Annotated in this window: 17 protein-coding genes; 5 read left to right on the forward strand and 12 right to left on the reverse strand. The window is 69.6% G+C overall.

The genetic code is table 11. The features are described from left to right. The first annotated feature begins 18 nt into the window (after window positions 1–18). Window positions 19–3,504 (forward strand): EAL domain-containing protein, encoded by a 3,486-nt coding sequence (locus tag C7H73_RS01750; RefSeq protein ID WP_106845084.1) that lies wholly within the window; start codon window positions 19–21, stop codon window positions 3,502–3,504. On the opposite strand, the gene C7H73_RS01755 is transcribed toward C7H73_RS01750, so the two are convergent. The 3 genes from C7H73_RS01755 to C7H73_RS01765 all read right to left on the reverse strand — a co-directional run bounded on the left by C7H73_RS01755 (window position 3,494) and on the right by C7H73_RS01765 (window position 7,023). After that, on the reverse strand, window positions 3,494–5,293 hold the full coding sequence (locus C7H73_RS01755; protein WP_106845085.1) for an SLC13 family permease: 1,800 nt from the start codon (window positions 5,291–5,293) through the stop codon (window positions 3,494–3,496). The genes C7H73_RS01750 and C7H73_RS01755 overlap by 11 nt on opposite strands. A 357-nt stretch (window positions 5,294–5,650) precedes the next feature. Beyond that, the gene (locus C7H73_RS01760) at window positions 5,651–6,256 is read right to left on the reverse strand and encodes an acyloxyacyl hydrolase (protein ID WP_106845086.1); all 606 of its coding nucleotides are present in this window, start codon (window positions 6,254–6,256) and stop codon (window positions 5,651–5,653) included. A gap of 128 nt (window positions 6,257–6,384) precedes the next feature. Further along, complete coding sequence (locus tag C7H73_RS01765; RefSeq protein ID WP_106845087.1) at window positions 6,385–7,023, reverse strand: Spy/CpxP family protein refolding chaperone; 639 nt, start codon at window positions 7,021–7,023, stop codon at window positions 6,385–6,387. A 211-nt stretch (window positions 7,024–7,234) separates the two neighbouring features. On the opposite strand from C7H73_RS01765, the gene C7H73_RS01770 reads away from it, so the two are divergent. The 3 genes from C7H73_RS01770 (at window position 7,235) to C7H73_RS01780 (ending at window position 10,230) form a co-directional block, all read left to right on the forward strand. After that, window positions 7,235–8,215, forward strand: coding sequence for a recombination-associated protein RdgC (locus C7H73_RS01770; protein ID WP_106845088.1), 981 nt, complete (start codon window positions 7,235–7,237; stop codon window positions 8,213–8,215). Window positions 8,216–8,241: 26 nt separating this feature from the next. Further along, window positions 8,242–9,495: a nucleoside recognition domain-containing protein gene (locus C7H73_RS01775; protein ID WP_106845089.1), complete on the forward strand. Its 1,254-nt coding sequence runs from the start codon at window positions 8,242–8,244 to the stop codon at window positions 9,493–9,495. Window positions 9,496–9,960: 465 nt separating this feature from the next. Further along, entirely contained in the window at window positions 9,961–10,230 is a 270-nt protein-coding gene (locus C7H73_RS01780; RefSeq protein WP_106845090.1) for a DUF3297 family protein, read from the forward strand. A gap of 81 nt (window positions 10,231–10,311) precedes the next feature. Here C7H73_RS01780 and C7H73_RS01785 read toward each other — a convergent pair whose 3' ends face one another. From C7H73_RS01785 to C7H73_RS01815, 7 genes are all read right to left on the reverse strand, one after another. Beyond that, on the reverse strand, window positions 10,312–11,106 hold the full coding sequence (locus tag C7H73_RS01785; protein ID WP_193483934.1) for an enoyl-CoA hydratase/isomerase family protein: 795 nt from the start codon (window positions 11,104–11,106) through the stop codon (window positions 10,312–10,314). Window positions 11,107–11,167: 61 nt separating this feature from the next. After that, a complete protein-coding gene (locus tag C7H73_RS01790) occupies window positions 11,168–12,976 on the reverse strand; it encodes an AMP-dependent synthetase/ligase (protein ID WP_106845091.1) in 1,809 nt (602 codons plus the stop codon). After that, window positions 12,973–13,794 carry an ABC transporter ATP-binding protein gene (locus C7H73_RS01795; RefSeq protein WP_106845092.1) on the reverse strand — a complete coding sequence of 274 codons (822 nt, stop codon included), beginning with the start codon at window positions 13,792–13,794 and terminating at the stop codon, window positions 12,973–12,975. The genes C7H73_RS01790 and C7H73_RS01795 overlap by 4 nt, the downstream gene beginning before the upstream one ends. A gap of 10 nt (window positions 13,795–13,804) precedes the next feature. Then, window positions 13,805–14,992 carry an ABC transporter substrate-binding protein gene (locus C7H73_RS01800; RefSeq protein WP_106845093.1) on the reverse strand — a complete coding sequence of 396 codons (1,188 nt, stop codon included), beginning with the start codon at window positions 14,990–14,992 and terminating at the stop codon, window positions 13,805–13,807. Between the two features lie 26 nt (window positions 14,993–15,018). Next, the gene (locus C7H73_RS01805; protein ID WP_106845094.1) at window positions 15,019–16,056 is read right to left on the reverse strand and encodes a branched-chain amino acid ABC transporter permease; all 1,038 of its coding nucleotides are present in this window, start codon (window positions 16,054–16,056) and stop codon (window positions 15,019–15,021) included. Next, window positions 16,057–16,938, reverse strand: a complete 882-nt coding sequence (locus C7H73_RS01810; RefSeq protein WP_106845095.1) for a branched-chain amino acid ABC transporter permease — start codon at window positions 16,936–16,938, stop codon at window positions 16,057–16,059. After that, window positions 16,935–17,813, reverse strand: a complete 879-nt coding sequence (locus tag C7H73_RS01815) for an ABC transporter ATP-binding protein (RefSeq protein WP_106845096.1) — start codon at window positions 17,811–17,813, stop codon at window positions 16,935–16,937. The genes C7H73_RS01810 and C7H73_RS01815 overlap by 4 nt, the downstream gene beginning before the upstream one ends. A 136-nt stretch (window positions 17,814–17,949) precedes the next feature. Between C7H73_RS01815 and C7H73_RS01820 the strand changes: the two genes are divergently transcribed. Further along, window positions 17,950–18,702, forward strand: a complete 753-nt coding sequence (locus C7H73_RS01820) for a TetR/AcrR family transcriptional regulator (RefSeq protein WP_106845097.1) — start codon at window positions 17,950–17,952, stop codon at window positions 18,700–18,702. Here the strand turns inward: C7H73_RS01820 and C7H73_RS01825 are convergent. Together C7H73_RS01825 and C7H73_RS01830 are read right to left on the reverse strand one after the other, a co-directional pair. Then, window positions 18,683–19,045, reverse strand: a complete 363-nt coding sequence (locus tag C7H73_RS01825; RefSeq protein ID WP_106845098.1) for a hypothetical protein — start codon at window positions 19,043–19,045, stop codon at window positions 18,683–18,685. The genes C7H73_RS01820 and C7H73_RS01825 overlap by 20 nt on opposite strands. A gap of 313 nt (window positions 19,046–19,358) precedes the next feature. Beyond that, window positions 19,359–19,994, reverse strand: coding sequence for a glutathione S-transferase family protein (locus C7H73_RS01830; protein ID WP_106845099.1), 636 nt, complete (start codon window positions 19,992–19,994; stop codon window positions 19,359–19,361). Window positions 19,995–19,998 lie beyond the last annotated feature (4 nt).

Consider the following 19,998-nt stretch of genomic DNA (forward strand, 5'->3'; position numbering starts at 1 on the left):
CCGGCAGGAGCGGGCCGCATGAGCGACGCCTCGGTCCCACCCACGGCCGCGGCCGAGGAGCACGCCCACGCCCAGCTGCTGCATGTGCAGCAACTGGTGACGCGGCTGCAGCTGCCGCTGCAGCAGGCGCTGGAGCAAGGCGTGCAGGTGGCGCGCGAGCTGACGGGCGCGCAGGCCGCCACCATCGAGCTGGGCGAGGGCGACCCGCCGCCGCTGCGCGCCAGCGCCGGCAGCGTGGCCGGGCAGCAAGCGCCGGCCCTGAGCGTCCCGCTGGCCGCTGCCGGTGTGCCGCTGGGCGTGCTGCGGCTGTGGACCCCGCCCGGGCAGGCGTTCAACGCGCGCCGGCTGGAGCACCTGCACATCCTGGCCGAGTCGCTGGCCGCCATGGTCGAGCTGCGCCGCGTGCAGGCGCGGCTGCGCGCCTCCGAGCACCAGTACCAGGCGCTGTTTGCCGAACACGCCCAGCCCATGTGGGTGTGCGAGCAGGGCAGCCTGCGGCTGCTGGCCGTCAACCGAGCCATGGCGCGCCACTACGGCTACGCCGAGGACGAACTGCTCGCCATGGACATGGCCGCGCTGTGGCCGAGCGCGCAGCGCCCGGGCGTGGCGCACGCCGTGGCCCAGGCCGCGCAAGGGCGCACGCCCGTGCTGTGGCGCCACCAGCGCCGGGGCGGCGCGCCGCTGGACGTGGAGGCGGTGCTGGGCGAGACGGTCTTTGACGGCCGGGCGGCCTGGCAGGTGCTGGCCAGCGACGTGACCGAGCGCTGCCGCATGGAAGACGAGCTGGCGCGCGTGAACCGCGCCCGGCGCATGCGCAGCGCCGCCAGCCAGGTGCTGGTGCGTGCCGGCTCCGAGGACGAGCTGCTGCACGCCATCTGCCGCGTGGCGGTGGACATTGGCGGCTACGCCCTGGGCTGGGTGGGCATGGCCCGCAGCGATGCGGCCAAGAGCATCGACATCGTGGCCCACGCGGGCGAGCACGCCGTCCACCTGGCGCAGCTGCGCCTGAGCTGGTCGCACCGGCGCGAGCAAGGCCGCGGGCCGGCCGGCAAGGCAGTGCGCAGCGGCCAGACCGTGATCGTGCGCGACCTGGGCGCGGGCGATGACACCCACCCGCGCCCGGCCGAGCTGGCCCGCCTGGGCCTGGCCGCGGTGGTCTGCCTGCCGCTCAAGGACGAGCACCACACCTTCGGCCTGCTGTACCTGTACGCGCCCGAGGTGCTGCACATCGGCGCCGAGGAAACGCAGCTGCTGGAGGCGCTGGCCGCCGACCTGGCCTTTGGCATCCACAGCCTGCGTGCGCGCGCCGAGCAGCAGCGCGTGCAGACGGCGCTGCTGCGCGTGGCCTCGGCGGTGTCGGCGGGCACCGGCACGCAGTTCTTCGACCAGCTGGCCGGCCACATGGCCCAGGCGCTGGGTGCGCGCATTGCCTGCGTGGCGCGCTTCGTGCCCGTGGACCAGGGCCAGCCGACGCGGGCGATGACGCTGTCGCACGTCAGCCAGGACCAGGTGCAGCCCAAGGGCGAATACCTGCTGGAGGGCACGCCCAGCCAGCAGCTGCTGGCGCACCGCCAGTTCGTGGTGGCCGACCGGGCCAGCGAGCTGTACCCGCGCGCGCCCATCCTGAAGCTGGCCCGCGCGCGCAGCTACGTCGGCCAGCAGCTCACCGACAGCCACGGGCGGGCCCTGGGCATCCTGTTCGTGGCCTTCACGCAGCCGCTGGAGCATGCGCAGTTCGTGGTGCACATGCTGCAGATCTTTGCCGCGCGCGCCACCGCCGAGCTCGAGCGCCAGGAGGCGGACGCGCATATCGGCCACCAGGCCTCGCTGCTGGACAAGGCGGGCGACGCCATCATCGTGCGCGACCTGGAGCAGCGCGTGACGTACTGGAACCACGGCGCCGAGCGCCTGTACGGCTGGCGCAGCCAGGACGTGCTGGGCCAGCGCGTCACGGCGCTGCTGTACCGCGACCCCGCGCCGTTCGAGCGCGCCCTGCAGGCCGTGCTGCGCGAGGGCAGCTGGAGCGGCGAGCTCGTGCAGTACGACCGCGACGGCCGGACGCTGGAAGTGGAGGGCCGCTGGACGCTGGTGCGCGACGAGCAGGGCCAGCCGCGCTCGGTGCTGGCCTTCAACACCGACATCCGCCAGCGCAAGGCCAGCGAGCGCGAGATCCAGCGCCTGGCCTTCTTTGACCCGCTCACCGGTCTGCCCAACCGGCTGCAGCTGCTCGAGCGCATGGGCGACGCGCTGGTGCAGGCGCACCAGCAGGACAGCGGCGGCGCGCTGCTGTTCATCGACCTGGACAACTTCAAGACCCTCAACGACACCCTGGGCCACGACAAGGGCGACCAGCTGCTGCAGATCGTGGGCCAGCGCCTGGCCAGCTGCGTGCGCCCCGCCGACACCGTGGCGCGCTTGGGGGGCGACGAGTTCGTGGTGCTGGTGCAGGACCTGGCGCGCCAAGACCCGGCGCGCGCCGACGCCGCCGGCCACCTGGGCGAGAAGGTGCTGGCCGCGCTGGCCGCGCCCTACGCGCTGGCAGGCTACCAGGTGCGCAGCACGCCCAGCGTGGGCATCGCCCTGTTCGACGGCAGCCCCACCAGCGTGGGCGAGCTGCTCAAGCAGGCCGACATGGCGATGTACGAGGCCAAGATGGCCGGGCGCAACACCCTGTGCTTCTTCGACCCGTCCATGCAGCAGGCCGTGGCCGAGCGCGCCCAGCTGGAGGCCGACCTGCGCGAAGCCCTGGTGCAGGGCGAATTTCTGCTGATGTACCAGCCGGTGGTGGACCACGGCGGCCACGTGCTGGGGGTGGAGGCGCTGGCGCGCTGGGGGCATCCGCAGCGCGGCATGGTCTCGCCGGCCACCTTCATCCCGCTGGCCGAGGAGACGGGCCTGATCCTGCCGCTGGGCCGCTGGGTGCTGCACACCGCCTGCGCGCTGCTGGCCCGCTGGCAGCACGAGCCGGCCCGGGCGCACCTGACCATGGCGGTGAACGTCAGCTCGCGGCAGTTTCGCGACGTGGGCTTCGTGCAGGAAGTGGTGCGCGCCCTGGCCGAGACCGGCGCCCCGGCCAGCCACCTGAAGCTGGAGCTGACGGAGAGCCTGCTGGTGGAAGACCTGCTGCAGACGGTGGCCACCATGGAGGCGCTGCGTGCCCATGGCGTGGGCTTTTCGCTGGACGACTTCGGCACCGGCTACTCGTCGCTGGCGTATTTGAAGCGCATGCCGCTGGCACAGCTCAAGATCGACCAGAGCTTCGTGCGCGACCTGCTGGGCGATGCCAGCGACGCGGCCATCGTGCGCACCATCATCGCCCTGGCCGCCAGCCTGGACCTGCAGGCCATCGCGGAGGGCGTGGAGAGCGAGCAGCAGCGCGACTGGCTGGCCGCTGCCGGCTGCACGCACTTCCAGGGCTACCTGTTCAGCCGGCCGCTGCCGGCCGACTCGCTGGAGCAGTGGCTGGGCCGGCACCTGGGCCCGCCGCCCCTGGTCAGCGGGTGAAGGGCCAGAAGATGGGGATGAAGATGACCCCCACCACCCAGAAGATGAGGTTCAGCGGCGTGCCCGCCTTCAGGAAGTCCGAGAACCGGTAGCCGCCGGCGCTATAGACCATGGTGTTGGTCTGGTAGCCCACCGGCGTCAGGAAGCTGGTGGCGGCCGAGAACATCACGGCGATCAGAAACGGCGTGGCGTCGGCGTCCACCAGCCGCGCCACCGACATGGCGATCGGCGTGAGCAGCACGGCGGCGGCCGCGTGGCTCATCATCTCGCTGAGCAGCAGCGCCACCAGGTACAGCACCGCCAGCACCACGTGCGGGCCCCAGCCGGCCACCAGGCCGATGGTGTGGTCCACGATGAACTGCGCCGCGCCGCTGTTGTTCACGGCCGTGCCCAGGGGCAGCAGCCCGGCCATCATCAACAGGATGCGCCCGTCGATGGCGTCGTACATGTTGTCCAGATCGACGCAGCGCGTGAGCACCAGCGCCAGGGCGCCGGCCAGCGCGGCGATGGCAATGCTGCTTAGCCCCAGGGCGGCGCTGCCCACCACGGAGGCCATCACCACCAGCGCAAAGGGCGCGCGCCAGCCCTTGGGCATGGGCGCTGCGCGCTCGGACAGCACCACGATGGTGTTGTTGCTGCGCAGCTTGCCCACCTCGGATTCGCGCATCAGCACCAGCAGGATGTCGCCCACCGCCAGGCGCACGTCGTCCAGGTGCTCGCGGATGACCTGGCCGCGCCGCTGGATGCCCAGGATGGTGTTGTGCCGCGGCAGCCTGCGGTCCACGGCCTGGATGCTGCGCCCCAGCAGGGGGGAGTTGGTGGCGATCATGACTTCCACCATCAGCTGCTTGTCGCTGTCGGCCTCCTGCGCCTGCGCGTCCGGGGGCGCCGCCGTGCCTTTGGGGTGCGCCTGGCGGTGGTATTGCAGCTGCAGCTCTTCCTTGAGCTTTTCCAGCTGCGACCACTTGCCGCGCACCAGCAACACGTCGCCCTGCTCGAGCTGCTGCGACTTGGGCGCCCACATGCGCTCGCGCCCGCGCCACAGCTCCAGCACATAGACCTTGTACTTGCTGCTGATCTTGGCCTCTTCCAGCGTCATGCCCAGGCAGGTGGCGTCCTCGTCCACCAGCAGCTCGGTCACGTAGTGGCCGGACTCCTGCACGGTGGGCAGGTCCGACTGGCCCTGGCTGGGCAGCAGCCAGCGGCCCACCGTCAGCAGGTACAGGCAGCCGGCGGTCCAGCAGATCAGGCCCAGGGGCAGGAACTCGAACATCGTGAAGCCCCGGTGCCCCAGGTCCTTGGCCACCGAATTGACGATCAGGTTGGTGGAGGTGCCGATCAGCGTCCACACCCCCGTCATCTGCGAGACGTAGGACAGCGGGATCAGCGCCTTCGTCGGCGCCATGCCGATGTTCATGCTGGCGTTGATGACGATGGGGATGAACACCGCCACCACTGCCGTGTTGTTGACGAACGGCGCGATCAGCGCCAGCAGGCCGAACAGCGCCAGCAGGAACATCGTGGGCGAGCGGCTCTTGCCCAGCAGCCGACCCACGGCCGACAGCGCACCGGTGTTTTCGATGCCGGCCGCCAGGATGAACATGGCCGCCACGGTGATGGTGGCCTCGTTGGAAAAACCGCTCAGCGCCTCGCCCGGCGTGACCAGGCCGGTGAGCGCCAGCGCCAGCAGCACCAGCAGGGCCACCACGTCCATGCGCAGCTTTTCGCTGATGAACAAATACATCGCCGCGGCGGCGATGGTCAGCACCAGGGCAATCTGCACCGTCATGGCAAAGTCTCAAATATCAGTGAAAAACGTCTCCAGCCCTTATGTATCAAGCGCTGGAGGCTATAAAAAAAAGGAGCACCTGCAATCAGCGCGGGCCACGCCCGCTACGCCTGCCTGTTATTCCTTAGAGGTTCTATGAATACATAGTGGTAGTAGTAGAGCCGCCCGCCGTCTGTGGACAAGTCGCTTTTCCCCTGTCGCGGCGCACACTTGCACCTGCTCCAAGCCTGTGCCCTGCCCTGCTTTCGTGGTGTACCCGGATTGGGTACAACCTGGCGGCCTGCCGCAGGCCTGTGGATAAGCGACAGGTTGCCAGCCAGGCCTCCCCAACGTTATCCACAGGCGGCGCCCACCGGGTCAGAAATGCATGGCGTAGCGCAGCTGCACGAAGTTGTTGCCCGGGTTGGGCTTCTTGATGCTGGCGTTGGAGACGTGCTGCACGCGCAGCGCCAGCTCGTGCTGGCGGCGCTGGCCGAACTGCAGGCCCACGCCCAGATGCGAGGCAAAGTTGAAGCGGGTGCTGAATTCGCGGTCCGGCGTGACGTAGCGCTTGTCGGCATAGGTGGCGCCGATGCCGCCCTCCCAGAACACGGGGGAGCGCCCCTGGTCAGGCGTGTAGCGCAGCGTGGGCGTGACGCCCAGCAGCGTGCTGTGGCCGCTGCGGCCGGGCGCCGCGTCAAAGGACCAGCGGCTCACATACACATCCCAGTAGCCGCGCAGCTGCCCGCCCCACAGCTCGTGCTGGAAGGAGCGCCAGGGCAGGGTGACGCCCAGCGTCAGCCCATCGGTGTCGCCGCGGGCGCGGCCGGCCTGCAGATAGACCGAGGGCGTGTCGGCCGCAGCGCCTGCGGGGGGCTGCTGGGCCAGTGCCGGCTGGGCGCCGGCCAGGCACAGCAACGCAAGAACGCCGCCCGTGCGAAGAGCAAACGGGCGGCGCTGGGCAAAGAAAGCGGACAAAAGCATGGGGAGCGCTTGTGGTTATAAAAATGTGTAACCACTGTAGAGCGCACCCCCGGGGCGGCCGTGTAGGCCGGCGCCGCACAGGGCAGCCGGCAAGCGGCGGCCGCCCTGATCGCCGCCTGATCGCCGCCTTACTGCGGCGTCTGCGAAGCCGCTTGCGGCGCGGGCTGGGCGCCGCGGGGGTGGGCGTGCTGCTCGCCGCCCTGGCTCTGGCCGTGGCGCATGCCCGGGTGGCCAGGCTGTCCGTGATGGCCGCGGCCACCGCCCTTGCCAAAGCGGGCCATCATGCGGCTGCTCTCGGCGTCAAAGGTCTTTTGCTGCGCCGGCGTCAGGGCGGCGTAGAAGGTCTTGACGGCGTCGCCGCGGCGCTCGAACTCGGCCGAGCGCTGCGCCTGCAGGGCGCGCATGCGGTCGATGCGCTCGGGCGTGGTCAGCTGCTGCCAGTCCTGGCGCTGGCCACCGTCCAGGCGGGCGTGGCGCTGCCCGGGCTCCATGGCCTGCTGGAAGGCCTCCCAGGCCGGCTGCTGCGCGGGGGTCAGGGCAAGTTTTTGCCTAAGCGCCTCGGCGCGCCGGGCATGGGCTTGCTGGCGCTGCTCGGGCGTCATGGCGTGGCGCTGGCGGGCGTGGGGCGCGGCGTCGGCGCCCTGGCTGGTGCTGGCGGCCACGGGCGCGGCTGGCGCAGCCGGGGTCTGGGCCATGGACGAGGCGCCGGCCAGGGCCAGCAGGGCGGCGCAGGCCGTAGCGGCCAGGGTGGAACGGGTGCGGGTCATGAGGACTCTCCTTCAGGCAAGGCAGCAAGGCGCTGCGACGAAGGCCAGTGTGGGCCGCCGCTGTTTCGCGCCCGTGTGGCAATGCTGCGCCTGTGTAAAGTTGCACCGGGCTGCATCTGCGCGGGCGCCTGCGTTTTGCATGAAAACGCCCCCCAGCCCTTATGGATCAAGCGCTGGCCGCTCATTTTTCGATAGTAAGAAAGCTCACAACGTGTTCAAGAACATCATCGTCTACCGCATCGCCGAAGGCTGGCAGGCCGACCTGACGGCCGTGGAGGAAGCACTGGCCAAGCTGCCCTTTGCCGAATGCGGCGCGACGCAGGAACGAAGCGCCGGCTGGGTGCCCCCGCGCGGCGAGGCGCACGGCCCGCTGGCCGAGAGCGTGGCCGGCCAGTGGGTGCTGCGCTGGCAGACCGAGGCCAAGGTGCTGCCCGGCCCGGTGCTGGCGCGCAAGGTCAAGGAAAAGGCCGAGGCCATCGAGCGCCAGACGGGCCGCAAGCCCGGCAAGAAGGAGTCGCGCGAACTGAAAGACGAGGCCAAGCTGGACCTGCTGCCCATGGCCTTCACCAAGCAGGGCTCAACCTGGGTGTGGCTGGACCGCGAGGCGCGCACCCTGGTCATCGACAGCGGCAACCAGGGCCGCGCCGACGAGATCACCACCGCCCTGGTGGAGGCGCTGCCCGGCCTGTCGCTGGCACTGGTGGACACCCAGACCAGCCCGCAGGCCGCCATGGCCCACTGGCTGCGCGAGCAGGAGCCGCCAGCGGGCTTTTCCATCGACCGCGAGTGCGAGCTCAAGAGCGGCGCTGAGGACAAGGCCGTGGTGCGCTACGCCCGCCACCCGCTGGACATCGACGAGGTGCGCGCGCACATCGAGGCCGGCAAGCTGCCCACCAAGCTGGCCATGCGCTGGGACGACCGCGTGAGCTTCGTGCTGACCGAGGGCCTGCAGCTCAAAAAGGTGGCGCTGCTGGACACGGTGCTGGAGGGCAAGAGCCAGGACGACGGCGGCTTTGACGCCGACGTGGCGATTGCCACGGGCGAGCTCTCGCGCCTGATCGCCGACCTGCTCGAAGCCCTGGGCGGGGAGGGGCGCACCGGCCTGGGCGCGGCGACTGCGGCCCCGGCTGCGGCATCTGCGCCGGCCCCGGCCGCTGCTGGCGCCGGCGACGACGACGACGCCCCCTTCTGACCCGCCCTGACTGAAGGCGGCAGGCCATGGCACTGAACTGGGTGTGGATCGGCCTGCTGGCCTCGGGCTGTGCCACCGCCGCCGTGCGCGCCTGGCTGGGCGAGCCGGAGATCTTCGGCGCGCTGCTGAAAAGCCTGTTCGACGGCGCCCGCTCGGGCTTTGAGATCTCGCTGGGCCTGGCCGGCATCATGGCCCTGTGGCTGGGCCTGATGCGCGTGGGCGAGCGCGCCGGCATGGTGCAGCTGCTGGCGCGCGCGGCCGGGCCGCTGCTGCGCCGGCTGTTTCCTGCCGTGCCCGCCGGCCACCCGGCGCAGGGGGCCATTACGCTGAATGTCTCGGCCAACCTGCTGGGGCTGGACAACGCCGCCACGCCCCTGGGCCTGGCGGCCATGCGCGAGCTGCAGGCGCTCAACCGCGGGCCGGAGGGCACGGCCAGCGACGCGCAGATCATGTTCGTGGTGATGAACACGGCCGGGCTGACGCTGATTCCGACCTCGGTCATCGCCATTCGCCAGAGCGTGGCCGTGCAGCAGGGCCTGGGCGCGGGCTTCAACGCGGCGGACATCTTCCTGCCCACGCTGATCGTGACCTTCATCTCGCTGCTGGCCGGGGTGCTGGCCGTGGCCGTGCGCCAGCGCCTGCCGCTGCTGGCACCGAAGCCCTTGCTGGCGCTGGCGGCCACCGGCGCGGCGCTGGCGGCGGCCGTGGCGCTGTTTGCCCGCCTGCCGGCAGAGCAGGCCGCGCGCACCACCGGGGCCGTGGGCGCGGCCGCCATCTTGCTTGTCGTGCTGGCCTTCGTGCTAGCCGGCGCCTGGCGGCGCATCAACGTGTACGAGGCCTTCGTGGACGGCGCCAAGGAGGGCTTTGGCGTGGCCGTGCAGATCATTCCCTACCTGGTGGCCATCCTGGCGGCCATCGGCGTGTTTCGCGCCGCCGGCTGCATGGACGCGCTGCTGGCCCTGGCCGGCCGCGCCGTGGCCGCGCTGGGCGGCGATACCGCCTTCCTGCCCGCCCTGCCCGTGGGGCTGATGAAGGTGCTGTCGGGCGCCGGCGCACGCGGTCTGATGATCGACGTGATGCAGGTGCATGGCGTGGATTCGTTCCCCGCCCGCCTGGCGGCCATCATCCAGGGCTCCACCGAGACCACCTTCTACGTGCTGGCCGTGTACTTCGGCAGTGTGGGCGTGAAGGACACCCGCCACGCCCTGGCCTGCGCGCTGCTGGCCGACGCGGTGGGTGTGGTGGCGGCCATCGTCGTCGGCTACGCGCTGCTGCGCTGAGGCGGCCGCTGCGGCGCCCGGCGCCTGCTTCCCGCTCCCTTTTTCTCCCATTCCGACGCCCGGCAGGGCGTTTTTTTGGCGCCGGCGCCAACGCCTGCTACTTGTTCTTTGACTTCAATATGAAAGATTAGTAGTGGTAGTAGAGGGCGGGGTCCGCTGTGGACAAGTCACTTTTCGCTTTATGAATCAACGGTTGTGCACCGGCCCAGGTCTGGGGGTGGCACCCCGGTCGGCGTGGTCCGGTTTTGGGGACAAAACGCGGCGCACGCGCCGGCCTGTGGATAAGCCCCGGCTTGTCCTGCCGCGCTACCCAGGGTTATCCACAGCTCGGGATTTTTGGCGAAAAACGGCTGTAACGCTTGCCAGACAAGCGCTGGCAGCTATCAAAGAAGGAGCAAAGGGTAAGCTGCACGATAATGGCGGCCCGCTGCACCAGCAGCCGCCACCACCTTTCTTTGCATCGCCATGTCCGAAGCCGATTCTTTCAACCCCGATTCGCTGCTGCCCCTGCCCGACCGCCTGGCGGTGAACCCGCGCAGCCCCCACCACGCCGCCGCCGTGTTCCAGCAGCCGGCAGAGATCGGCATCCGCTTCAACGGCAAGGAGCGCTTTGACGTGCAGGAGTACTGCGTGAGCGAAGGCTGGATCAAGGTGCCCGCCGGCAAGACGCTGGACCGGCGCGGGCAGCCGCTGCTCATCACGCTGAAAGGCAGCGTGGAGGCTTTCTACCGATAGGTTGCCGGGCCGGCGAGCGGGGCGGCACTGCCCCGGCGCCTGCTGCGTGGGGCGGCGCCGGCACCGGCGCACCGCGGCGCTTCAATGCCCGACGAAGCCGGGCTTTCTCTTGCCAAAGAACGCCTCGATGCCCTCGCGCAGATCCCGGGTGCGCGCGCAGGCATCGAATGCATCGGCCTCGGCGGCCAGCTGCCCGGCCAGGTCGCGGTCGAAGCTGGCGCGCATCAGCCGGCGCATGTGGCCGTAGGCGGCGGTGGGCCCGGCGGCCAGGCGCTCGGCCAGTGCCTGGGCCGCGCCCGGCAGCTCGGCGGCGGGCAGCACGCGGTTGACCAGGCCCGCGCGCAGCGCCTCGTCGGCGCTCAGGGTCTCGCCCAGCAGCGCGATCTCCAGCGCCCGGCGCAGGCCCACCAGACGCGGCAGCGCCCAGGAGGCGCCCACGTCGCAGCTGGTGCCGAGGTTGATGTAGGCCAGGTTGAACTTCGCGTCCTCGGCAGCCAGCACGAAGTCGCACATCAGCGCCAGCGACAGGCCGGCGCCGGCGGCTGCGCCGTGCACCTGGGCGATGACCGGGGCGTCGAGCTGCTGCAGGGCCAGCAGCGCTTCGTTCAGCGGGCCGAGCAGGTCGCGCGCGCCCTGCGCCGGGTCGGCGCGCAAGGTGGCCAGGTCGCCGCCCGCCATGAAGGCTCGCCCTGCCCCCTTGAGCAGCACGGCGCGCACGCCGCCGTCCTGCACCAGGGCCTGCACCGCTGCCAGCAGCGCCTGCGCGGTGGCCACGTCCAGCGCGTTCATCGCCTCGGGCCGGTTGAATTGCAGGGTGGCGACACCGCCCGCGCGGGTGACGAGCAGGGGGGACGGCAAGGCGGCGTTCTGGGGCACGGGCGGCTACTCCTGTATTGATAGCTGCTGGCGCTTTACACATAAGCGCTGGCAGCCTGTTTCATGCATAAAGCGCCTCGATCTCGCCTGCATAGGTCTTGTAGACGCTGGCGCGGCGCACCTTCATGGTGGCGGTGACTTCGCCGTCGTCGTGGTCCAGCTCCTTGGTCAGCAGGTGGAACTTGCGGATGTGCGCCACCTGCGCCAGGCGCGCATTGCCTGCGGCGATCTCGCCCTCGATCAGCTGGCGCACCTCGGGGGTCTCGACCAGCGAGCGGAAGTGCGTGAAGGCGATGCGCCGCGCCTCGGCCCACTTGCCCACGGTCTCCAGGTCGATCTGCACCAGGGCCGAGACGAACTTGCGCCCGTCGGCGATCACGATGCATTCCTTGATGAACGGGCTGGCCTTCATCGCGCCCTCGATCTCGGTGGGCGTGAGGTTCTTGCCGCCGGCGGTGATCATGATGTCCTTGAGCCGGTCGACGATCTTCAGCTGGCCGTCCGCTTCCTCGCGCACCACGTCGCCGGTGTGCAGCCAGCCGTCCTGGATGGTCTGCGCCGTGGCCTCGGGGTTCTTGTAGTAGCCGGCGAAGACCATCTCGCCCTGGATCTGGAATTCGCCCGTGTCCGGCGCGATGCGAAAGCGCACGCCCTCGGTTACCGGGCCGACGGTGCCGGGAGTGACCTGCGACAACCGGTGGCCCGTCACCATGCCGGTGGATTCGGTCAGGCCATAGACCTCGATCAGCGGCACGCCCAGGGTGCGAAAAAAGCGCACCACCTCGGGCGCGATCGGCGCGGCGCCGGTCAGCGCCACGCGCGCGCGGCGCAGGCCGATGAAGTTCTGCAGCGCGCGCAGCACCAGCCAGTAGTGCGCGCCGTAGTTGGCGCGCTCGGCCAGGCTCCACTCTTCGCGCGGCTTGTCCGCCAGCGGCGCGCAGGCGGCCATGGCGCGCGCGTACAGCGCGCGGCGCAGGCGGCCGGTTTCCTGCATCTTGATGGTGATGGACGAGTGCAGCTTTTCCCAGATGCGCGGCACGCCCAGGAACATGCTGGGGGCGACTTCGCGCAGATCCTCCTGCACGGTGCGGATGGACTCGCCGAAGTTGACGGTGCAGCCCAGGTACAGGGGCACGAAGGTGGTCAGCATCTGCTCGGCCACGTGGCACAGCGGCAGGTAGGACAGGTGCGAGGTGGGGCCCGCCAGCTGCAGCCGCTCGGCGATGCCCGGCACCACGCCGCGCATGTTGCGCCAGGAGATCATGGCGCCCTTCGGAGCCCCCGTGGAGCCCGAGGTGTAGATCATCAGACCGATGTCATCGAGCTTTTGCCGCGCCAGCAGCTCGTCGATGCGCGCCTGGCTGTGCGCACTGTGGCCCATTTTTTCGACCTCGGCGAAGGTCGTGATCAGGGCGCGCTGCTCGGGGGCAAAGCTGCGCAGGCCCTTGGGCTCCATGACGATGATTTTCTTCAGGCGCGGCAGCTGGGGCAGCGCCTGCAGCACCTTGTCGGTCTGCTCCTGGTCCTCGCAGACCATGATGTCGATGTCGGCATGGCCGACGACGTAGGCGACCTCCGGGGAAGGGCTGGTCGGATAGACGCCCACGGCGATGCCGCCCACCAGGCCGGCGCCCATCTGCGCGACCACCCATTCGATGCGGTTCTCGGCAATCACGCCGACGTGCCCGCCAGGCGGCAGGCCCAGCGCCAGCAGGCCCTGGCCGAAGTGGCTGGCGCGGCGGTAGTACTCAGCCCAGGTGAAGGGCTTCCAGATGCCGAAGTCCTTTTGCCGGATGGCGATGCGGCCCGCATCCTGCTGCGCGCGCTGGCGCAGCATCTGCGGCAGGGTGAGTTCAGGGAGTTTGCTCATGACAGCCAGCGCTTCCTGCGCTTGTAGTGCTTGATTTCACGGAAGCTCTTGGCCTCGCCGCTGCCGCCGGTGCCCAGGTAGAACTCGCGCACGTCCGGGTCGCTTGCCAGGCGCTCGGCCGAGCCGTCGATGACGATCTTGCCGTTTTCCATGATGTAGCCGCTGTGCGCCACGGCCAGGGCCACGGTGGCGTTTTGCTCGACCAGCAGCATGGAGGTGCCGCGCTCGGCGTTGATGCGGGCGATGATGGAGAAGATGTCTTCGGTGAGCTTCGGGGACAGGCCCAGCGAGGGCTCGTCCAGCAGCATCAGCGTGGGCTGGGCGATCAGCGCGCGGCCAATCGCCAGCATCTGCTGCTCGCCGCCCGACAGGTAGCCGGCCAGGCCCCGGCGGCGCTCGTGCAGGCGCGGGAAGTATTCATAAACCAGGTCGAAATCGGGCTTGGGCGCGCCGGCGCGGCCCGACAGCGCGTAGGTCGAGGCAATGAGGTTGTCCTCCACCGTCAGGTCCTCGAACACGCGCCGGCCTTCCATGACGTGCGACAGGCCCCGGCGCACCAGCTGCTGCGGGGCCAGCTGCGCCGTGTCCTGGCCGTCGAAGGCGATGCGGCCGGCCTCCAGCGTGCCGTCCTCCAGCTCCAGCAGGCGCGAGATGGCTTTGAGGGTGGTGCTCTTGCCCGCGCCGTTGCTGCCCAGGAGCGCCACGATCTGCCCGCGCGGCACGGCCAGCGACAGCCCGCGCAGGGCCTGCACGGTCTTGTTGTAGACGACCTCGATGTTGTTGACTTCGAGGACGGGGCCGGTGGCGTGCTGGGTCATGGCTGGAGCGTCAGAGCTTGATCCAGTCGGAGGCAGCGACCATCTTCTGCGCCTTCATGTCCGCCCGGTACACGCGCCCGACGGGGATGGAGTTGCCCGAGATGGTGATCGGCACGCCGATCAGGCCGCCGGTGTCGAAGTCCTTGATGGAGTTCAGCGCGCTTTTGAGGTTGTCGCCCGTGAGCGGCTTGTTCGCCTCCAGCGTGCGCTTGGCCGACTCCAGGAACAGCATCGCGGCCAGGAAGCCCTGGGTGTAGGCCGTGCTCTGGTACTCGGGGCGCATGGCGCGGATCTTTTCCAGCATCGGCGCCTTTTCCGTGTCGTAGTAGTAGCGGTAGGGCATCACGCCCATGAAGCCTTCGCCGTCCGGGCCCATCTTCATGACGGTGGAGCTGTCCATGGTCCAGAAGGTGCCCATCCACTTGGATTGCATGCCCTGCTGCTTGCCCTGGGTGATGAACTCGGGGATGGGCGCCAGGATGTAGCCGTGGAAGATGGTGTAGTCGGGCGCGGCGCGGCGCAGCTTGATGACCTCGGTGGACACGTCCACGCTGCCGGCGGGCGTCATGATCTTGACGGGCACCGACAGGCCCAGCTTCTTGGCCAGCGCCTCGCTGGAGTCGATGGGGTCGCGGCCGAACTCGGAGTCGGAATAGACGAAGGCCACCTTGGCGCCGGGCTTCTCCTTGGCGATGTGGTTCAGCAGGATGCCGAACATCTCGGTGTAGTCCGGCCCGACCAGGAACTGGTGCGGGTACTTCTTCGGGTCGTTCAGCTCGGTGGCGAACGAGGCGCCGGCCATGAGGATGCTGCCGTTGCGGTCCAGCTCGGGGTTGATGGTCTTGGCAAAGCCGGTGGAGTCGCCGTAGTACAGATTCACCTTGTTCTGGCTGGTGATCTTCTTGAACGCGGCTACCGACACATCGACCTTGTAGCCCGTGTCCTCGGGCACGTATTTCACCTTGCGGCCCTTGATGCCGCCGGCGTCGTTGACGATCTTCACGTAGTCCTGGATGCCGGCGTTGATGCCCACGCCAGCAAAGGCGAACACGCCCGTCATGGGGATGGAGCCGCCGATGACGATCTCGTCAGCACCCTGGGCCAGCACCGACAGCGGCTGGGTGAGCGCTGCCGCGCCGGCGGCGGCCGCCGTGAGCATGATGCTGCGGCGGCGGGTGGAAATGCGTTGCTGTGCCATGTCTGTCTCCTGGTTTGCGGGGTGGGTCAATTGCGGAAGGGCCACAGGTGGAAGAACCGGCGCGTGCGGCGCCACATTTCTGCGAGCCCCAGCGGCTCGAAGACCAGAAAACCGATGATCAGCGCGCCAAAGATCACCAGGCGCACGGGCGAGAGGAACACCGTCAGATTCGTGCCGCCGGGCAGCAGATCGACGATCAGCTTGAGCACTTCGGGCACCAGCGTCATGAACACCGCGCCCAGCACGCCGCCCAGGATCGAGCCCATGCCGCCGACGATGATGGCGGCTAGGAAGAAGATCGACAGCGACAGCGGAAAGCTCTCGGGCGTCACCACGCGGAAGAAATACGCCCACAGCCCGCCGGCCACGCCGGCGTAGAACGACGACAGGCCGAACGACAGCAGCTTGTATTGCAGCAGCGGAATGCCCAGCACCTCGGCCGAGATGTCGCGGTCGCGAATCGCGATGAAGGCGCGGCCGATGCGCGTGCGAAACAGGTTGGCCGCGCCCAGCAGCATCAGCACGGTGACGGGCACGATCAGCCAGTACAGGCGAAACGAGGTGTCCAGCACGGCGCCGAACAGTTGGCCCGGTTGCATGGACAGCCCGGTCGTGCCGCCGGTGATGGAGAAGTTGGCGAACAGAAAGTGCGCAATGAACGACGCCGCGATGGTCACGATGGCCAGGTACAGCCCCTTGACGCGCAGCGACGGGATGCCCACCACCATGCCGCCGACCATGGCGACGAAGCCCCCGGCCAGCAGGTTCAGCAGCAGCGGCGTGCCCCAGCGCGCCTGCAAGATCGCCACCGTGTACGCGCCCAGCCCCATGAACGCCGCCTGCCCCAGGCTGACCAGCCCCGTGTAGCCGGTGAGAATGTTCAGCCCCGTGCTGCTGGCGACGTTGATGGCGATCAGGCAGGCCAGGTAGAGCCAGTAGTCGCTGGCGACGAAGGGGAAGGCGACGAGCAGCACGGCGGCGATGCCCAGCCAGACGTGCTGCGTGCGCGAGTCGAACAGCGCGGCGTCGGCGACGTAGGTTTCCTTGAAGGTTCCGATGCGCATCTAGAGCCTCTCTATTTCGCGTGTGCCGAAGAGGCCATAGGGCCGCGCCATCAGGATGGCCACCAGCACGATGAAGGTCGCCAGCAGCTTGTATTCGCCGCCCAGGTAGGCGCCGGCCAGCGCCTCCACCAGGCCGACCAGCACGCCGGCGACCAGCGCGCCCAGCACGCTATCGAGCCCGCCGACGATCACGACCACCAGCACCGACAGGCCGAACACGCCCATGGAAGACGAGATGCCGCCGATGGAGCCGACGATGATCCCGGACACCGCGGCCAGCATGGCGGAGACCACCCAGGCCAGCGAGAACACGCGCGGCACGTTGATGCCCACCGAGTACGCTGCCCCCTGGTCGCTGGCCGTGGCGCGCAGCGCCACGCCGCCGCGCCAGTAGCGAAACACCAGCAGCACGGCGGCGATGAACACGGCGGCGATCACCGCGCCCCAGAAGACCTTGGGCGCCAGGAAGGCGTCGCCCACCATGATGGGTTTGCTGGGCATGAAGTCCGGCAGGCGGCGCTGGTCGGCGCTCCAGACCATCTCCACCAGCCCGACCAGCACCGAGCCCAGTCCCACCGTGACCATGAAGGCAGAGATCGGCGGCTCGCCCAGCAGCGGGCGGATCATGGTGCGCTCGATGACGGCGCCCAGCAACCCGCTGGCCAGCACGGCAGCTGGGATGGCCAGCCATAGCGGCAGCGACCACATGGCGGCGAAAGTGAAGAACAGATACGCCCCGGCCATCAGCATCTCGCCGATGGCGATGTTCACCACCCGCGTGGCCTTGTAGACCATGACGAAGGCCAGCGCGGCCAGCGCGTACAGCCCGCCGCTGGCGATGCCGGTGAGGCTGATCTCGAACAGGTAGGCCCAATCCATCATGCGGCCCCCTGTGCAGCGGGTGCGGGCGCACGCCCGGCGGCGGCCTGCAGCTTGGCGCGCAGCGCGCCCACGTCGCCCGAGCCCAGGTAGGCGCGCGCCACCTCCGGGTCGGCCTGCACCACGGCCGGCGTGCCCTGGGCGATGACCTGGCCGAAGTTCAGCACCACGACGTGGTCCGACAGGTCCATCACCATGCCCATGTCGTGCTCGACCATCAGCACCGTGGCGCCCCACTCGGCGCGCACGTCCAGGATGAAGCGCGCCATGTCCTCGGTTTCCTCGCGGTTCATGCCGGCCACGGGTTCATCGAGCATCAGCACCTCGGGCTGCATGGCCAGGGCGCGGGCCATCTCGACGCGCTTTTGCAGGCCGTAGGGCAGGGCGGCCACAGGCGCGTGGCGGATGTGGTCGATCTCCAGGAAGTCGATGATGCGCTCCTCGATGTCGCGGCGCAGTTCGGCTTCTTCGCGGCGCGCGCGGCCGACGTACAGCAGGGCGTCCAGCACATGGGTCTTCAGGTGCGCGTGGCGGCCCAGCTTGATGTTGTCCAGCACCGTCATGCCGCGGAACAGGGCGATGTTCTGGAAGCTGCGCGCCAGGCCCAGGCGTGCGCGCTGGGGCGGCGGCACGCGTGTGATGTCCTGCCCGCGAAAGCGGATGCTGCCGGCCGTGGGGCGATAGAAGCCCGAGATGGTGTTGAACAGCGAGGTCTTGCCCGCGCCGTTGGGCCCGATGACGGCGGTGATGGAGCCGCGTTGCACGTCGAACCCCACGCCCGAGAGCGCGCGCACGCCGCCAAAGGCCAGCGTCACGCCGTCCACCTGCAGCAGGGGCGGGGCGGCGGCGTGCATGCCGTGCGCGGGGCTTGTCTCCATCGGATTCCTCTACGGGTTTGTTCGCAACCGGTGTTTGCCTACTCGTCCGTAGACTGGTTACTCTGGAGTAGATTCTTGAAGCGCCCGTGCACAATGGGCATCCGGACTTACCCCATCCACCAGAACCCTGACTCGCATGGCACCGACCCCCCGCCGCACCAGCACCAGCACCGGCACCAGCACGGGCAAGGCTGGCGGCAACGCGCCCGCTGAGCCGTCGTCCACACGCAGGCGCGCACCCCCGCCGTCTTCACCTGCCGCCGCATCGCCCTGGCCCGGTGCGAGCGAGCGCGAACGCCAGCGCGAGGCCAAGCGCAACGCCGTGCTGACCACCGCCGCGCAGCTGTTCAACGAGCGCGGCTTTCACGCCACGTCACTGGACGACATCGCCGCGCGCCTGCACGTCACCAAGCCGACGCTGTACTACTACGTGAAGAACAAGGACGAGATCCTGCTGGCCTGTGTGAAAAAGGGCCTGGACATGACGCTGGAGGGCATCGAGGCCTCGCGCGCGGCCGGCGGCAACGCGCTGGAGCAGCTGCGCGCGTGCATGCGGGTCTATGCCGGCATCGTCATGCAGCCCTTCGGCATGTGCCTGATCCGGGTCGGCGACGAAGAGGTGCCCGAGCCCTCCCGCGCCGAGCTGCGGCGGCTGAAGTCCGAGATCGACCAGGCCTTTCGCCGCCTGGTGGCGCAGGGCGTGGAGGAAGGCTTGATCGCGCCCTGCGATCCGAAGCTGACCGCCTTCGTGATCGCGGGCGCCTTGAGCTGGATCGGCCGCTGGTACCAGGCGGACGGAGGACTGTCGTCCGAGCACATCGCGCAGCAGTGCATCGACACCCTGCTTGCGGGCGTCCTGGCGCGCGAAGTCACCCCAGCGCCGCGATGACGAGCAGCACGAAGCCCGCCACTGCAATCAGGGCGTGCACGTAGAGGATGGGCTTGGGCAGCAGCTGGCGCTTTTCCTGGTAACCCAGGTTCAGCAGCAGGCCGCCCAGCGAGGCGATGACCAGCAGCACCACGGCCCACAGCGCAAACCGCGGCAGGCCAACGGTGAAGGCGCCGAACAGCAGCAGCGTGAGGCCGGCCGCGGCCAGCAGGCCGTGCGCCATGGCCAGCCATGCGGGCGGGTTGTGGCCGGCCGACAGGCGTATGCCCGCCATGACCAGGCCCCCGGCCGCGGCGAGGCCCAGCAGGGTGATGGCGGTCCAGAGAAGTACGGCGAGAGTCATGGCAGCTCCTTCAGTCGATTGGCGCAATGGAGTGCCATGCGCCCGCCGCGCGGCGGAGCAGGGACGCTCCCGAGACCTGCCCGCGGCCCCGAACGGGGCAAAGGGCGTGAGGTGCCAGGCGCGGCGTGTGCAAGGTAAGGCGCGGTGTGGCAGCACCGGGCTGGTGCGCAGTGTTGCAGACGTGCTGCTCGGCTGGCCCATGGTCGCGTCTAACGCGGCTGCATTCAAGCGAAACGCGGCATTCGCCGGCTTCGTCCGACAACCGGGCCGTGAGCGCTGCGCTTTCGCCCGCAGAAAAAGCGTCTGGGCCGGGCTACAGCGCCATCGCCGGCCGCTCGGCCATCTGCGCGCGCCAGCGCAGCAGGTGCGCATGCCGCTCCTCCTGCGGCTTTTGCTTGACGATGCGTGCGAAGTCCACCGCTACCACGGCCGTGATGTCGGCGACGCTGAAGCGGCCGCCGGCGATGAACTCGCGCCCGGCCAGCCGCGCGTCCAGCAGGTCGAAGAAATGCCCCACCCGTGCCAGGCCGCGCTCGGCCAGCTGCGGGATCTGCGGGTAATCGTGGCTGCCGGGCAGCGCCCGCCCGGCCATGGCGGGCGAGGCGTTGCGCAGCGCCTCGGCCACGGCCAGCAGGCCTTCGAACTCGGCGCGCCAGTTCCAGCTGGCGATGTCGGCCTTTTCCTCGAGCGAGCTGCCCAGAAGCGGCGGCTCAGGGTAGCGCGCCTCCAGGTACGCGGCGATGGCGGCGTTGTCGGTCAGCAGCAGGCCGCCTTCGGTGCGCAGCGCGGGCACGGTGCATTGCGGATTGATCTGGCGGTAGGCGTCCGACAGCTGCTCGCCGCTTTTGAGGTCCACCTGCACGGTGGCATGCGCGACGCCCTTTTCGGCCAGGAAGATGCGGGCGCGCCGGGGGCTGGGGGCGGTGGCGCAGTCGTAGAGGGTCAGCATGGCG

The organism is Pulveribacter suum, assembly GCF_003013695.1.
Taxonomy (GTDB): Bacteria; Pseudomonadota; Gammaproteobacteria; order Burkholderiales; family Burkholderiaceae_C; genus Melaminivora; species Melaminivora suum.

Bases quoted from the DNA above. Each gene is read 5' to 3' on its own strand.
- C7H73_RS01750 (WP_106845084.1), top strand. From the start codon at position 19: ATGAGCGACGCCTCGGTCCCACCCACGGCCGCGGCCGAGGAGCACGCC.
- C7H73_RS01755 (WP_106845085.1), bottom strand. From the start codon at position 5,293: ATGACGGTGCAGATTGCCCTGGTGCTGACCATCGCCGCCGCGGCGATG.
- C7H73_RS01760 (WP_106845086.1), bottom strand. From the start codon at position 6,256: ATGCTTTTGTCCGCTTTCTTTGCCCAGCGCCGCCCGTTTGCTCTTCGC.
- C7H73_RS01765 (WP_106845087.1), bottom strand. From the start codon at position 7,023: ATGACCCGCACCCGTTCCACCCTGGCCGCTACGGCCTGCGCCGCCCTG.
- C7H73_RS01775 (WP_106845089.1), top strand. From the start codon at position 8,242: ATGGCACTGAACTGGGTGTGGATCGGCCTGCTGGCCTCGGGCTGTGCC.
- C7H73_RS01780 (WP_106845090.1), top strand. From the start codon at position 9,961: ATGTCCGAAGCCGATTCTTTCAACCCCGATTCGCTGCTGCCCCTGCCC.
- C7H73_RS01790 (WP_106845091.1), bottom strand. From the start codon at position 12,976: ATGAGCAAACTCCCTGAACTCACCCTGCCGCAGATGCTGCGCCAGCGC.
- C7H73_RS01795 (WP_106845092.1), bottom strand. From the start codon at position 13,794: ATGACCCAGCACGCCACCGGCCCCGTCCTCGAAGTCAACAACATCGAG.
- C7H73_RS01800 (WP_106845093.1), bottom strand. From the start codon at position 14,992: ATGGCACAGCAACGCATTTCCACCCGCCGCCGCAGCATCATGCTCACG.
- C7H73_RS01805 (WP_106845094.1), bottom strand. From the start codon at position 16,056: ATGCGCATCGGAACCTTCAAGGAAACCTACGTCGCCGACGCCGCGCTG.
- C7H73_RS01810 (WP_106845095.1), bottom strand. From the start codon at position 16,938: ATGATGGATTGGGCCTACCTGTTCGAGATCAGCCTCACCGGCATCGCC.
- C7H73_RS01815 (WP_106845096.1), bottom strand. From the start codon at position 17,813: ATGGAGACAAGCCCCGCGCACGGCATGCACGCCGCCGCCCCGCCCCTG.
- C7H73_RS01820 (WP_106845097.1), top strand. From the start codon at position 17,950: ATGGCACCGACCCCCCGCCGCACCAGCACCAGCACCGGCACCAGCACG.
- C7H73_RS01825 (WP_106845098.1), bottom strand. From the start codon at position 19,045: ATGACTCTCGCCGTACTTCTCTGGACCGCCATCACCCTGCTGGGCCTC.
- C7H73_RS01830 (WP_106845099.1), bottom strand. From the start codon at position 19,994: ATGCTGACCCTCTACGACTGCGCCACCGCCCCCAGCCCCCGGCGCGCC.